This window comes from Nonomuraea jiangxiensis (assembly GCF_900099965.1).
GTDB lineage: Bacteria > Actinomycetota > Actinomycetes > Streptosporangiales > Streptosporangiaceae > Nonomuraea > Nonomuraea jiangxiensis.
The window spans coordinates 349,217-361,933 of the sequence record NZ_FNDJ01000008.1 but is presented as its reverse complement, the minus strand read 5'-3'; the positions used below and the strand labels follow the sequence as shown (position 1 = coordinate 361,933).

At 70.1% G+C, this 12,717-nt stretch carries 13 protein-coding genes, 1 tRNA gene and 1 pseudogene; 9 read left to right on the top strand and 6 right to left on the bottom strand.

Going from position 1 to position 12,717, the window contains the following annotated elements:
- The first annotated feature begins 117 nt into the window (after positions 1 to 117).
- The 3 genes from BLS95_RS19975 (at position 118) to BLS95_RS19970 (ending at position 1,963) form a co-directional block, all read left to right on the top strand.
- A complete protein-coding gene (locus BLS95_RS19975; protein ID WP_090933348.1) occupies positions 118 to 831 on the top strand; it encodes a GntR family transcriptional regulator in 714 nt (237 codons plus the stop codon).
- Between the two features lie 250 nt (positions 832 to 1,081).
- Positions 1,082 to 1,216 carry a hypothetical protein gene (locus BLS95_RS59045; protein ID WP_281250014.1) on the top strand — a complete coding sequence of 45 codons (135 nt, stop codon included), beginning with the start codon at positions 1,082 to 1,084 and terminating at the stop codon, positions 1,214 to 1,216.
- Positions 1,217 to 1,312: 96 nt separating this feature from the next.
- Positions 1,313 to 1,963, top strand: coding sequence for an NADPH-dependent F420 reductase (locus BLS95_RS19970; RefSeq protein WP_090933346.1), 651 nt, complete (start codon positions 1,313 to 1,315; stop codon positions 1,961 to 1,963).
- A gap of 20 nt (positions 1,964 to 1,983) precedes the next feature.
- Here the strand turns inward: BLS95_RS19970 and BLS95_RS19965 are convergent, their stop codons facing one another.
- The gene (locus tag BLS95_RS19965) at positions 1,984 to 2,877 is read right to left on the bottom strand and encodes an SDR family NAD(P)-dependent oxidoreductase (RefSeq protein WP_090933470.1); all 894 of its coding nucleotides are present in this window, start codon (positions 2,875 to 2,877) and stop codon (positions 1,984 to 1,986) included.
- Positions 2,878 to 2,938: 61 nt separating this feature from the next.
- Here BLS95_RS19965 and BLS95_RS19960 point away from each other — a divergent pair, with 61 nt between their 5' ends.
- Together BLS95_RS19960 and BLS95_RS19955 are read left to right on the top strand one after the other, a co-directional pair.
- The gene (locus BLS95_RS19960) at positions 2,939 to 3,820 is read left to right on the top strand and encodes a LysR family transcriptional regulator (RefSeq protein WP_090933344.1); all 882 of its coding nucleotides are present in this window, start codon (positions 2,939 to 2,941) and stop codon (positions 3,818 to 3,820) included.
- A gap of 175 nt (positions 3,821 to 3,995) precedes the next feature.
- Positions 3,996 to 5,345: a carbohydrate-binding domain-containing protein gene (locus BLS95_RS19955; RefSeq protein ID WP_090933342.1), complete on the top strand. Its 1,350-nt coding sequence runs from the start codon at positions 3,996 to 3,998 to the stop codon at positions 5,343 to 5,345.
- Positions 5,346 to 5,372: 27 nt separating this feature from the next.
- Here the strand turns inward: BLS95_RS19955 and BLS95_RS59550 are convergent, their stop codons facing one another.
- On the bottom strand, positions 5,373 to 5,675 hold the full coding sequence (locus BLS95_RS59550; protein ID WP_342742736.1) for an SDR family NAD(P)-dependent oxidoreductase: 303 nt from the start codon (positions 5,673 to 5,675) through the stop codon (positions 5,373 to 5,375).
- Between the two features lie 155 nt (positions 5,676 to 5,830).
- Positions 5,831 to 6,232: pseudogene (locus BLS95_RS59545) on the bottom strand (SDR family NAD(P)-dependent oxidoreductase); the annotation flags it as partial.
- A gap of 269 nt (positions 6,233 to 6,501) precedes the next feature.
- On the opposite strand from BLS95_RS59545, the gene BLS95_RS57995 reads away from it, so the two are divergent.
- A complete protein-coding gene (locus BLS95_RS57995; RefSeq protein WP_090933340.1) occupies positions 6,502 to 7,098 on the top strand; it encodes a TetR/AcrR family transcriptional regulator in 597 nt (198 codons plus the stop codon).
- Positions 7,099 to 7,107: 9 nt separating this feature from the next.
- On the opposite strand, the gene BLS95_RS19940 is transcribed toward BLS95_RS57995, so the two are convergent.
- The 3 genes from BLS95_RS19940 to BLS95_RS19930 form a co-directional block, all read right to left on the bottom strand.
- Positions 7,108 to 8,016 (bottom strand): LLM class flavin-dependent oxidoreductase, encoded by a 909-nt coding sequence (locus tag BLS95_RS19940; RefSeq protein WP_090933338.1) that lies wholly within the window; start codon positions 8,014 to 8,016, stop codon positions 7,108 to 7,110.
- A gap of 144 nt (positions 8,017 to 8,160) precedes the next feature.
- Positions 8,161 to 10,068, bottom strand: a complete 1,908-nt coding sequence (locus BLS95_RS19935; RefSeq protein ID WP_090933336.1) for a CocE/NonD family hydrolase — start codon at positions 10,066 to 10,068, stop codon at positions 8,161 to 8,163.
- Between the two features lie 155 nt (positions 10,069 to 10,223).
- Positions 10,224 to 10,970 carry a class I SAM-dependent DNA methyltransferase gene (locus BLS95_RS19930; RefSeq protein WP_090933334.1) on the bottom strand — a complete coding sequence of 249 codons (747 nt, stop codon included), beginning with the start codon at positions 10,968 to 10,970 and terminating at the stop codon, positions 10,224 to 10,226.
- Positions 10,971 to 11,192: 222 nt separating this feature from the next.
- Here BLS95_RS19930 and BLS95_RS19925 point away from each other — a divergent pair.
- From BLS95_RS19925 to BLS95_RS55770, 3 genes are all read left to right on the top strand, one after another.
- A tRNA-Ala gene (locus BLS95_RS19925) sits at positions 11,193 to 11,263 on the top strand.
- Between the two features lie 124 nt (positions 11,264 to 11,387).
- Entirely contained in the window at positions 11,388 to 11,930 is a 543-nt protein-coding gene (locus tag BLS95_RS19920; protein ID WP_090933332.1) for a hypothetical protein, read from the top strand.
- Positions 11,931 to 12,380: 450 nt separating this feature from the next.
- A complete protein-coding gene (locus BLS95_RS55770) occupies positions 12,381 to 12,659 on the top strand; it encodes a hypothetical protein (protein WP_176993279.1) in 279 nt (92 codons plus the stop codon).
- Positions 12,660 to 12,717: the final 58 nt, after the last annotated feature.

Below are 12,717 nucleotides of genomic sequence, written 5' to 3'. Positions count from 1 at the left end.
TCGATGTCAATAGTTGTAGGTACAGATCCGACTTCTGTTGGTATAAGTTGTGCGCGTTGACCGTTCACTGGTACCTCGTTCTGCGCCGGCTTCGCGAGCGAGGGGAGATGGACCCGCATGACCAAGCGCCATGCGCACGAGATCGTCGCTGACTCTCTACGTACGCAGATCCTGGAGGGCCGGTACAAACCGGGCGAGCGCCTGCCATCCGAGGAGGCGCTCACCGACGAGTACGGCGTGAGCAGGAACACCGTGCGGGTGGCCCTGGACCGCCTGGTCGCGGCCAACCTCATCACCCGGCGCCGCGGCTCTGGCAGCTACGTCAACACGGAGATCGGCATCAGCCACTCGCTGGGCAATCTGCGCAGCTTCACCGCCCTGCTGCGTGACCTGGGGCTGGAGCCGGGCATCAGCGAGGTCGAGATCCGCCGGGACCCGAGCCCGCCGCTGGAGATCCTCGGGTTCCTGCCCTCCGAGGTCGTGTGGCTGATCCGCAGGGTGCGGACCGGTTCGGGCGCGCCCTTCGCGCTGCTGGACTCGTGGCTTCCCGACCGCATCGGCTCCCGCATCGACCCCGAGGTCCTGTCCCGGCGCCAGTCGCTCTACGCCTCGCTCGCCGAGGACCTCGACACCAAGGTCGCCGAGGCCACGGAGAGCATCCACGCCGAGGCCGCCGACGAGCGGGAGTCCCGCGTGCTCGGCGTCCCGCTCGGCAGCCCGCTGATCGTCATCAGGAGGTGGACGTACGACCGGGCGGGCCGGCCGGTGGAGTACACCCGCTCGGCGGCCCGCGGCGACCGCTACCGGTACGTGGTCAAGCTGCGCGCGTGAGCACGGCCGGCGTGAAATGCCCGGTGCATGGCCGGTTGTTGCCCTGGGGCCGCGCGTTGTCCGTGCGTAGATTCACGTCATCCCGCTTCGAGCGAAAGGACGTGCCGTGCGTAGACACACCGTTGCCGGACTCGCGTTGGTTCTCGGCGGCCTCGGCGCAGTGGTCGCACCCTCGACAGCCACCGCAGCATCGTCGGCGGCCGTGACCCTGCCTCAGGTCTGTAATCCGTCCTGCACGTGGAGGTCGGACGTGACGAGCCAGATGATCGCCCAGCAGATCCTCATCTTCGAGTACCAGATCCGTGTCCAGCAGGGATACACCATCATTTCCGCCCAGGTGCAGGCGGCGAGTGGCGGCTACAGGGCCGTCCTGGTGTACCGGTAACAGGAGCCGGGTGCGAGGTCCTACGACCAAGGGCGTACGACATACCCGGCTGTGGCCCGAGGCGGCAGCGGGTGCGACCGCCATAGCGTCAACGCCATGAAGATCGGAATTCTCGGAACGGGCAACGTAGGACGGGCGCTGGCCGTCGGCTGGGCCGGCGGGGACCATGACGTCGTCCTGGGATCGCGGCGGTCGGACGACACGGAATGGCGTGCCGAGCTGGCGGCCGCGCTGGGGAAGGACGTACCGGTCGTGGACCCGTCCTCGGCCGTCGTGGGCGCGGAGGTGGTGGTCAACGCGACGCCCGGCACCGCCTCCGTGCCGCTGCTCACCGGGATAGGCGCCCCTGCGCTGGCGGGGAAGGTGCTGCTCGACGTGTCGGTCGGCTTCACGGAGGACGGCGCCCTCTCTCATCCCGGAGAGAGCCTGGGAGAGGAGATCCAACGAACGTTCCCGGACACGATGGTCGTCAAGACGCTCTGCACCATCGACGCACGGCTCATGGTCGCGCCCGGCTCGTTGGAAGGCCCCAGCACGATCTTCCTCTCGGGGGATGACGCCGAGGCCAAACACACGGTCGCCGGGCTCCTGAACGAGCTGGGCTGGCCCACGGAGTCGCTGCTGGACCTGGGAGGCATCACCACGGCTCGGGGCCAGGAGCACTACAGCCTGCTCTTTCTGGGAATCGCCGGCGCCATCGGCTCGTACGGTTTCGGGATCCGGGTGGTTCCTCCGGCCCAGGGCTAGCCAGAACGACGGTGGCGAACCTAGCGGGCGAGATAGCCGCCGGTGGTGTCGAGGTCGTGGCCGACGACGGCGCTGGAGTCGTCCGAGGCGAGGAACATGACGACCCTGGCGATCTCGTCGGCGCCCACGATCCGCTTGATCGGGTAGTCCTGGGCGATCTGCTCGTACGTCACCCCGAACGCCTCGGCCGCGCGCCGCAGCATGGGCGTGTCCACGGCGCCGGGTGCCAGCGCGTTCACCCGGATGCCGTCGGCCGCGTACTCCAGGCCGGCGACCTTCGTCAGCGACGCGACGGCGTGCTTGCTGGCGTTGTACGGCGCGATCGTGGCCCAGCCGACCTCGGCGGACACCGACGCGGTGTTCACGATGGCGCCGCCCCGCTCCAGCATCCGGGGGAGCTCGTACTTCATGGCGAGGAAGACGCCGGCGGCGTTGGTGCGCCATACGGCCTCCAGGTCGGCGAGCGTCTGTTCGTGCAGGCGGACCGCGCGGGGGCTCTCGATCCCGGCGTTGTTGACGGCGATGTCGATCCGGCCGTGGCGGCGCGCGCACGCCTCGACGAAGTCGCGCACCTGGTCCTCCTCACGGACGTCGGCACGCCGGAAGGTGGCCTTGCCGCCCGCGGCCCGGATGCTCGCCGCGACCTGGTTGCCGAGCGCCTCGCGCCGGCCGCAGAAGAACACCGTCGCCCCCTCGGCCGCGAACGCGCGGGCGGTGGCCTCGCCGATGCCGGACGTCGCACCGGTGATCAGGACGACCTTGCCGGCGAACCGGTCCCGTGTCCGCTGGGGCGCGGGGGTGGTGCCGGCTGCGAGGGCGGTGCCGGTCGAGAGGGCGGTGGCGGCCACCGCAGTGGCGCCCGCGGTGAGGAGGTTCCTTCTCGACGGGGTCTGGGGGGACTTGTGCGTGGTCATGCCGACAGGCAACCAGCCGGTGGATGCCACGGGCCAATACCTGTGCTCATACATTTCAGGCATGGACGTGGATACCCGGGTGCTGCGCTACTTCGTCACGGTCGCCGAGCGGCTGAGCTTCACGGAGGCGGCGAAGGAGCTGTTCGTGGCGCAGCCGTCGCTGTCCCGGCAGATCCGGCGGCTGGAGGAGCGGCTCGGCGCCGACCTGTTCACCCGGCCCGGGGTCCGGCTCACGCCGGCCGGTGAGCAGTTGCTGGCCGCGGCGCGCCGCCATCTCACCGAGTGGCAGGAGACGACGCGGCTCGTACGGACCACCGCCGCGGCCGGCCGCAACGTGCTGCGGGTGGGGTTCGTCGTCGCGGGGGGCGGCCCGCTCGCGCGGCGGGCGCGGGCCGCCCTCACCGCCCGCCGTCCGGAGGTGACCGTCGAGCCGAAACGGTTCGAGTGGGCGGGCGAGACGCAGGCGCTGCGGGACGGGCAGGTGGACGTCGCCTTCGTATGGCTTCCCGCTGATTTGCACGGGTTGCGCAGCGAGGTGGTCGCCACGGAGCCCAGGTGCGTGGCGGTCGCCTCCACCCACCGGCTGGCCGCGCGGGAGTCGGTGGGCATCGCCGACCTGCGCGAGGAGCCGATCGGGTGGACGGAGGTGGCCCCGGCCGCGTGGGTCGACTGGTGGGCGGTGAATCCGCGTCCCGACGGGTCGGCGCCGGTGTGGGGGCCGAAGAACGACAACGTCGACGAGATGCTGGAGCACGTGGCCACCGGAGCGGCGGTGTGCATCGGCGCGCGCTCGATGGCCGAGTACTACGCGCACCCGGAGCTGAAGTGGCTGCCGATCACCGACGTCGAGCCGCTCCGGATCGCGCTGGCGTGGCCGACGGGCACGGTCAATCCGCTGGTGGGAGAGTTCGTCCGGGCCGTACGGGAGGTGGCCACGGGCTGAGCCCGCTTGGCCGGTCGGGTGGGGACGGCGGCCCGGCAGGGGCTTGCTCGGGAGGGAGCGCGACGTACAACCGGAGTACCCGCACCGTGTTCGAGATCTTTGCTCTGGCGTACCTGATCTTGCCTAGCATCCACGTGTCCAGCAGCGGACGTGACGTGCAGGGAGGAATCGGGCGATGCGGTTCAGAGAAGTGAGATCCGCGATCGTAGCGGCGATCGCGGGGATGGTGCTGGCGGGCGGGGTGCACGGCGTGGCGAGTGCCGACACGACGTCGCAGTTCAGCGTGGTCGACGGGGCGATCCGGCCGGCGACGGGCACGCCGGTGCCGGCGTCCGGCACGCAGGCGTCGCTGTGGAGCGACTCCAGCTACGCCACCACGGTCATCGAGGGCTCGGGCCGGGTGGCGATCGGGGCGATCGGTGACAACTGCGAGGGCTGGCCGACCGTACGGGTGACGGTGGACGGCAGGGTCGCCGGTGACACCACGATCGTCAGCGCCACCCAGTACGGTACCTACCCGGTGGGCTCGGCGCTCGCCGCGGGCAGGCATGAGGTCAGGATCCAGTTCGTCAACGATCTGCGGACGGCGTCGTGCGACCGCAACGTCCACCTGGCGTACGCGCGGATGGAGACGCCGGGCGTCACCGACACCACGTTCAGCTTCGCGGTCATGCCCGACACCCAGCAGGAGGTGCTGAACGCGTCCGACACCCGCTTCGGCAACCGCACCGACTGGCTGGCCAGGAACAAGTCCGCGCTGGACCTGCGGTTCGTGACGCACTCCGGCGACGTCGTCAACTGGGACACCCCCGACCACTCCCAGTACGTCATCGCGCAGAACGCGATGCGGGCGCTGGAAGCGGCGAAGGTGCCGTACTCGCTGGCGATCGGCAATCACGACACGCAGGCCACCGGTGTCGGCGGCTCCGCCAGGGACCCCGCCCGCACCCGGGAGCTGGTCCGGGACACCACCGTGTTCAACCGTTACTTCACCGCCGCGCGGTTCGGCGCGGTCGGGGGACAGTTCGAGCAGGGCAAGGTGGACAACTCGTACTCGACGTACGAGGCCGGAGGGTTGCAGTGGCTCGTGCTGACCCTTGAGCTGTGGCCGCGGGCCGAGGCGGTCACCTGGGCGAAGGGCGTCGTCGCCGCCCATCCCCGGCACAACGTCATCGTCGTCACGCACGACTACATCGACGGGAACGGCGCCATCGAGCAGAGCGCGAGCTACGGGGCCACCAGCCCGCAGTACCTGTTCGACAACCTGGTCAAGCAGTACGCGAACGTCAAGTTCGTCTTCTCCGGGCACACCGGGATCGCGGCGAACCGGGTGGACACCGGCGTGCACGGCAACAAGATCTACTCCTTCATGCAGACGTTCCACTCCAACACCACCAACCCGGTGCGCATGCTGGAGATCGACACCAAGGCCGACTCGGTGCGCACCTGGATCTACGCCCCGTACAACGACCAGTCGTTCACCGAGTACGACCGCTCCTTCACCGGCATCGGCCTGGTGCGGTAGGGCCGCCTTCGTCGCCTCCCCCGTCGGTCAGTCCAGGTCGGCGCCGGTCAGGGCGCGGCTGAGGTCCCACAGGCGGGCGGCGGCCACGGGATCGACCGCGTGCGGTGACACGCCCGCGGGCGGCACCTCCGCCGTGCCGTACTGCCACGCGTCGTACTCGCGCGGATCGGCGATCGTGGCGATGTTGTTGTCCAGGCAGTACACGCCGCCCTTGTCCGCAAGCTGGGGGCTGACCGCGCACCACACGCCCGTGGAGGCCCCCTGCTGGACGGTCTTCTTGCCCGTGTACGGGTCGATGATCGGGTTGCCGTCCTCGTCGAGGAGGCGCATCGCCCGCAGCGCCTCCGGCGGAGCGTGCTTGCTGAGGTTGGTGCCCAGGATGGAACCCGGGTGGACGGAGAGGCGCGGACGCCCTGCCCGGCTCCGCGCCGGTCGAGCTCCCGGGCGAAGAGGATGTTGGCGGTCTTGGACTGGCCGTAGCCGAGTATGGGGTGGTATTCGCGGTCCTCGAAATGGGGGTCGTCGAAGACGACGGGGGAGAGGCGGTGCGCCGCGGCCGACAGGGCGACGACCCGTGCTCCCTCCGCCCGGACCAGGGCCGGCCACAGCCGGGCGGCGAGCTGGTGGTGGCCCAGGTGGTTGGTGGCGAAATGGGACTCGTAGCCGCGCGCGTCGCGGGTGAGCGGGACGCCCATGATGCCCGCGCTGTTGACCAGGATGTGCAGCGCGCGGCCGGAGGACAGGAAGGCTTCGGCGAAGGCGTCCACCGAGGCCGGGTCGATCAGGTCGAGCCGTTCGATCTCGACGCCGTCGATTCCCCGTAGGGCCTCGGCCGCCCTGCCGGGATGGCGGACGGGGACGACGACCCGGGCTCCGGCCCGGCGCAGGACGCGGGTCGTCTCCAGGCCGATGCCGGAGTGGCCGCCGGTGACGACGGCGGTCCTGCCGGTCAGGTCGATGCCGTCGATGACGTCCTCGGCGGTGCTGGCCGCGTCGAACGGGGTGTCGGTGATGGGTTGCTGAGCAGTGGGCATGGCGGGGTCGCTCCTGAATACGGCGGAGGGTGCGCTACTGTACCGGAGAGGTCTCCGAATTGACCTCGAACGTACCGGAGACATCTCCGGTACGCAAGCGGAACCCTGCGGAGGACGACACGATGACGCCTGCCAAGGAGCGGGACGAACCGGTACGGGCGGACGCGCGCCGCAACCGCGCCCACCTCATCGAGGTGGCCCGGGACGTGCTGACCGCCTCCAGCGACGCCTCGCTGAACTCCATCGCCAAGAGGGCGGGCGTCGGCCCCGGCACCCTCTACCGGCATTTCCCCACCCGCGAGGACCTGATCGTGGCCGTCTACCTCCACGAGGTGGAACAGCTCGCCGCCCACGCCCCAGAGCTGCTGCGGACACATCCGCCGCTGGAGGCGCTCCGCCGGTGGCTGGACAGGCTCGCCTACTACGGGCGGATCAAGCACGGTCTGGCCGGCGTCCTGCACGCCCTCACCGACGAACGCCTGGCCGACGAGAACTACCGTCTCGTCATCGGCGCCCTCACCGCCCTGCTCGACGCCTGCAAGGACGGCAAGGCGATCCGGCCCGACGCCGACCCCGACGACGTCCTGCTGCTCCTCGGATTCCTGTGGCGCGTCAGCCCCGGGCCGGAGGGCGAGGCCCGCGCCACCCGCCTCCTCGACCTGGTCATCGACGGCCTGCGCCACGGCGCGGCGGAACTGTCGGGTCGCCAGGGCTCATAGCTCGCGCTGTCAGCCGCGCAGCAGGTCCCGTACCTCCGCCAGCAGGTCGACCTGTGCCCGCCAGTCGCCCCCCGAGATCCCGATGACCGCGTGGTCCGCCCCGGCCTCGCGGTAGGCGTTCAGTTTCTCGGCCGCCTCGCCCGGAGGGCCGGTGAGCGGGATGTCCATGACCTCGTCGAGCGGGCGGCCGTAGGCGCCGCTGATGCCGGCCGCGAGGTCGGCCCGGGACGGCACTCCGGGCCCGGCCCCCAGCGCCGCGGCACCGCCGATCGCGATGACCGGAACGGGCCGCCCGTATCTCCCGGCCAGTGCAACCAGCCGGGCCCGCCCTTCGGCCAGCTCGCGCGGGGGGATCAGCGAGGGGAACCATCCGTCGCCCAGCCGCGCGGCCCGCCGGATGGCCACCTGCGAGGCGTTGCCCACCCACACGGGCGGCATGGCGGCAGCGGGAGCCAGCGTGACCACCGGCCGCCCCGGCTCGTCCGGCAGCCGGGTCTCCGCGCCCGACAGCAGCTCGGGCAGCAGTTCCAGGGCGGTGTCCGTACGGGGGCCGCGCCGTTCGTACGGCACCCCGGCCGCCGCCCACTGCGACGGCCCGCCTCCCGAACCGACGCCCAGGACCAGGCGGCCGCCGGACACGTACTGCAGGGTCGCGACCTGTTTGGCGGCCCAGACCAGCGGGCGGATCCCCGGGACGAACACGCTGACCCCGATCCTGACCGCCGAGGTGGCCGCGGCGGCGGTGGCCAGCGCGATCGGCGCGTCCAGGGTCGGCCCGCCGACAGCCAGATGGTCCCCGTGCCAGACCCCGTCCAGCCCCGCGTCTTCCGCATGGCGGGCGGCCGCGCGCAGGTCGAGGCCGCTTTCACGTTGTGTGTTGACGCCCGGCAGGATGACGCCGATTTCGAAGCTTCCCATGCCCCCGACTGTGCAACCTCGCGTGCGGTTGAGGTCAACCGGTGAGCGCGGGCCCTGCGCCTCCGTGGGGAGGGCGGAAAAGGCCGTCCCGGCCGGTGCGGCACCACCGGCCGGGACGTGGGGATCGTCGGGAGTGAATTCGGGTCAGAGGCCGGCCTGGCTCGCGGCGTGGCGACCGCCGACCAGCGGCAGCCGGAAATTGCTGATCTTGGTCGTCACACTGATGTTCGCCCGGGTCTGGTCCGCGACGCTGGAGTAGCTGCGGTAGCTGCCCACCACGACCAGGCCGATCCGGTGGCCCGGCGCGAACACGTGGTCGACCGGCAGCAACGGCAGGTCGAAGTCGTACTTCTGGCCCGGGACGAGCGGCTCCGGAGTGGTGAGCGAGTTCCGGTTGAGCGCGTCCATGACGCCCTTGCTGATCCGCTCCCGGTCGCTGGTCACGACGTTCTTGGCCGTCTGCTTGTAGCAGGCGTCGTCGCTCGGGCTGCTCTCGCCCCAGCAGTCCTCGGTGGTCAGCGTCCTGATGCCCTCACCGGAGGTCTCCCAGCTGACCCGGGTCTGCGGGCCGTAGTCGACCAGGACGGCGCCGAGGTTGGTGTCGGTCTGGTCCGCCGACGCGTTCAGCCGTACGACCGGGGTTCCGGAGACGTGCAGCGGCGCGGTGAGCGGCTCGGAGAGGAACACCAGCCGGTTCGGGCCGACGTTGGAGGTGTCGCTGACCATCTGGGTCTCGTTCTGGGTGGGGCTGTCCTGGAAGGTCAGGTCGGCCGGGTTGCCCTTGACGGGCTTCACCGACAGGCCGGCGGGGCCGCCGGCGACCGCACCGGGCTGGAACCACAGGCTGGTCTCCCTCGCGCCGGGAATGGGCCAGTCGCGGTAGGACTCGAAGACGTCCGGCGACAGCTCGATGTCGACCCGGGGCTCCTTCGTGATCTTGTTGGGCACGCCCTGCAGCCAGTTGTCGAACCACCGGTGCAACGTGTCCACCCATTGCGTACGGCGGAAGTCGAACGGGTCGACGTGCCCTTCCTGCGAGAGCAGCAGCTTGCGCGGCACGTTGTGCCTGGCGAGCTCGGCCCAGAACTGGCTGAAGTGATCGGGCCGTACGTTGTCGTCGTTCAGGCCGTGCACCATGAAGACGCTGGCCCGCACCTTGGCGACGTCCTTGACGTAGTTGCGCTCCGCCCAGAAGTCCGAGTAGTCGCCGGTGGCGTCGCCGTCCGCCGCGCTGATCTCGGCCCGTACCGGAGCGCAGTGCTCGCGCCGGTCGGGGTCGGTGACGGTGTTCGCGAGGCTCGCCACGTAGTGGTTGGAGCGGGTCACGACGCCGTTCTTGCGGGTGTAGTCGTAGTAGTTCGACGGGCCGGCGATGTCGACGATCGTGGCGAGGCCCTTGACCCCGGTCACCGCCGTCGCGAGCGCCAGGTTGCCGTCGTAGGACTTGCCGATCATCCCGGTCTTGCCGTTGTGCCAGCGGGGGGAGGCGACCACGTTGCCGGCGGCGTCCCGCGCGGTGCCCCGGCCGTTCAGCCAGTCGATGGCGACCTTGGCGGACAGGTTGTCCGGCGTGCCGTTGGTGGTCGGGCAGCCGGTGGAGTTGTTGGTGCCCACCATGTCCAGCAGGACGACGGCGTATCCACGGGGCACGAAGTAGTTGTCGTAGAACAGCGGCCACTTGTCGAGCAGGCCGTCGCCGTCGGTGTCCTGCTTCAGCTCGGACTCGTTGCCCCGGCCGAGGGTGGAGTAGTACGGGCTGGCGTCCATGATGACCGGAACCTTCAGGCCCTGTTCGGTGGCCCGTGGACGCATGATGTCCACCGAGATCTGGTCCATGGCCCCGTCATGGTCGCTGTCGAAGGGGGCGTCGACCCAGACGTGCTCGCGGATCGCGTCGGCGTAGCCGAACACCGGTTGCGTGACCCCGTTCTCCACCACGATGCCGGGCCGGCTGTCGGCCGCGGCGGACGTGATCGGACCCTGCGATACGAGCAGTGACGCGGCGGCGAACAGTCCCACGCCGAATGCCGTCCTGCGACGTAGCGGGCTCATGCCTGTGCCGCCGATGACGCGGTTAAAAGGGATGCCATGCGACGAACCGTACAAACGACCGTTCTGCGGAGCACTGGGCGCCTGTCGCAAACGCGCGCCCGTGATTGCGACGGTTGCCGAACCCTGCCGCAGGGCGCCTGCTCAGAGCACGGGGTTCAGGTGCGGTTCGGGGGGATGCGGTAGACGGACACGTGCGAACGGGACTCGGCGGTGAACTCGGCCCCGTCCCAGTCGGCGTGCCTGGACTCCAGCTCGAACCCGGCCAGCTGGGCCATGAGGTCGAGCTCGGCCGGCCAGATGTAGCGGTGCGGACTGCGGGACAACTCGGCCCGTCTGCCGCCGTCGAACCTGAAGTGGTGCGACACGACGTGCTGGCGCAGCACGTCGTAGGTGTCCAGGCCGATGTAGCCGGGCTCGCAGTGCCAGACCGTGGCCTCCTGACCTGGTGGGAGCTTGCGCAGCTCGGGCACCCAGAGCTCGATGACGAACCTGCCGCCGGGAGTGAGGTGACGGGCGGCGTTGCGGAAGCACGCGACCTGCTCGGCCTGGGTGAGCAGGTTCGAGATCGTGTTGAAGACGAGGTAGACGAGCGTGTAGTCCCCCGGGGCCGTCGCGGCGGCCATGTCACCGACGATCACGGGGATCTTCGCGTCGTCCGCCTTCGTCCGCAGCCGGTCGATCATCGGCTGGGACAGCTCGATGCCGGTGACGGGCACTCCCCGCTCGCTGAGCGGTACGGCCACCCGGCCGGTTCCGATGGCGAATTCGAGCGCCCGGCCGCCGCCCGCGAGTCCGGCGAGACGGTCCACCGTCGGCCCCAGGACCTCGGGTGCGAACATGCCGATGCCCGGCGTGTCATAACGCTGGGCCGTCTCGACGTCCCAGATCTCTTCCTGTCGCATGGTCCCACGATGGCCAGAGACATGATCGCTGTCCACTGATTATGACGCGGCCCGGCTCGCCGGTATCCGTCGCGCCCGCCGGCATCCGCCGGATAAACAAGTGGCACGGCCGCCGTGCCGGCCTTTAACGTCGAGACAACGGAAACGCCGGGCGGAGATTCAGGGCGGCCTTTCTCTCTTTCCCCCGCCGGGAATTCTGACAACTCCATAGCGCAACACCAAGGGCTGATGGTGAAAAGGCATCACACCTGCCTTGCAAGCAGGAGTTCGGGTTTCGAGATCCCGTCGGTCCACATTGCCTCAGGGCCCGTCGTGGCGCGGATGCACGTCGCCGGAACGGGATGGAACTGAATGGAACGCCTAAAGGTAGACGACCGGATCGGCGGCTTCGGGGCCGCCTGACTGAAGGAGCCTCCTATGGGCGCCGACCACCGTGTCCATCGTTCCCCGATCCAGAGGAAGCGGTCCGGCCGCATCGGCCGGATGCTGATCGTCACCTCGGCGGTCCTCGTGGCCGCCGTCGCACTGGCAGGCCCCGCGTCGGCCGACCCACCCCCCGTGAACACGTGCACGGGCGGCACGGGCCACACGATCTGCTTCAGCCTCGACCGGCAGGACGACGGGAACATCGCCGTCCACCTCGGCATCGACGTGGCCATGAGCCGCGCGGACGCCCAGGCCATCATCGATCACCCCGGTGAGGAGTTCTCGGCCAAGATCTTCGGCGACGACCCCGTCTATGACAACGGCCTGGTGTCCGTACCGGTGACCTGGAGCGCCGCATGGGACGGCGGGCTGTCGGCCGAGTTCGACCGGGTGGCGACCTTCGCCCAGCTCAACGAGGACGACGGATACTTCGACGGTTACATCGACGAGCTGTATGGCCGCATCGAACTGGTCGACTTCCGGAGCGGCCAGACGCGCGGCTTCAACTCCGCCGTCATCACCGGCTACTACTGACCGAAGCCCCGCACGCCCACCGGCCGCCTCCTTAGCCCCTGCCACGGCCCCTTCCCGAACGGCCCGGTCCCGGTGGCGGCGAACGTGAGCACCGCCCCCAGGCAGAACACGTCACCGGCCGGTCCCACCGATACGGCCCCACCTTCCGCGGGTCCTCGGGATGCACCGGCCCTAGAACAGGCACGCGTGCCTCCCACGGACCGGCGTTCCGACACACCGCCTCATAACGATGCAAGGTCGGCGCATTACGCCAACGGACCGGGCCCTGAGTCGCCGCAGTGTGACGGTCTGCCGATGCTGGCGGACCGACCGGCGAGCTTGAGATTCAAAGCGATGGCGGTCATGATCCGGTGCCTTGTACAGTCCGGGTCGTGCTCCTCCGCACGCGCGACCGGCGACGCCGGGCTCGCCGTGCGTCTCCGGGCTCGATTCACCGCGATGGAGAACGTCATGTCCGAGCCTCCCCTCGACATCACCCACCTGACGACCGTCCTGCCGGACGGCGACGCCGACCTGACCTTTCTCCTCACCGAGATGGCCTGGGACGACCGCATGCGTGCGCGGCGCACCGCGAGCTTCGGCGTGCCGTACAACTACTCCGGCCAGCGGTACGACTCCGTCGACATGCCTCCGCGGATCGCGGCCATCGCCGACCGTGCCGCACGCTGTGCCGGTCACCCCTTCAACAACCCGCGCATCAGCCTCACCTTCCGGCTGTTCGCGACCTGATGGGCGTCGCGATGACCACGGCCGACGCTCCGGCCGCCGCGTCACGGCTGCGCCTCCG

Excerpts from the sequence above, each read along its gene's own strand:
- BLS95_RS19975 (WP_090933348.1), top strand. The coding sequence starts at position 118 with ATGACCAAGCGCCATGCGCACGAGATCGTCGCTGACTCTCTACGTACG.
- BLS95_RS19970 (WP_090933346.1), top strand. The coding sequence starts at position 1,313 with ATGAAGATCGGAATTCTCGGAACGGGCAACGTAGGACGGGCGCTGGCC.
- BLS95_RS19965 (WP_090933470.1), bottom strand. The coding sequence starts at position 2,877 with ATGACCACGCACAAGTCCCCCCAGACCCCGTCGAGAAGGAACCTCCTC.
- BLS95_RS19960 (WP_090933344.1), top strand. The coding sequence starts at position 2,939 with ATGGACGTGGATACCCGGGTGCTGCGCTACTTCGTCACGGTCGCCGAG.
- BLS95_RS19955 (WP_090933342.1), top strand. The coding sequence starts at position 3,996 with ATGCGGTTCAGAGAAGTGAGATCCGCGATCGTAGCGGCGATCGCGGGG.
- BLS95_RS59550 (WP_342742736.1), bottom strand. The coding sequence starts at position 5,675 with ATGCGCCTCCTCGACGAGGACGGCAACCCGATCATCGACCCGTACACG.
- BLS95_RS57995 (WP_090933340.1), top strand. The coding sequence starts at position 6,502 with ATGACGCCTGCCAAGGAGCGGGACGAACCGGTACGGGCGGACGCGCGC.
- BLS95_RS19940 (WP_090933338.1), bottom strand. The coding sequence starts at position 8,016 with ATGGGAAGCTTCGAAATCGGCGTCATCCTGCCGGGCGTCAACACACAA.
- BLS95_RS19935 (WP_090933336.1), bottom strand. The coding sequence starts at position 10,068 with ATGAGCCCGCTACGTCGCAGGACGGCATTCGGCGTGGGACTGTTCGCC.
- BLS95_RS19930 (WP_090933334.1), bottom strand. The coding sequence starts at position 10,970 with ATGCGACAGGAAGAGATCTGGGACGTCGAGACGGCCCAGCGTTATGAC.
- BLS95_RS19920 (WP_090933332.1), top strand. The coding sequence starts at position 11,388 with ATGGGCGCCGACCACCGTGTCCATCGTTCCCCGATCCAGAGGAAGCGG.
- BLS95_RS55770 (WP_176993279.1), top strand. The coding sequence starts at position 12,381 with ATGTCCGAGCCTCCCCTCGACATCACCCACCTGACGACCGTCCTGCCG.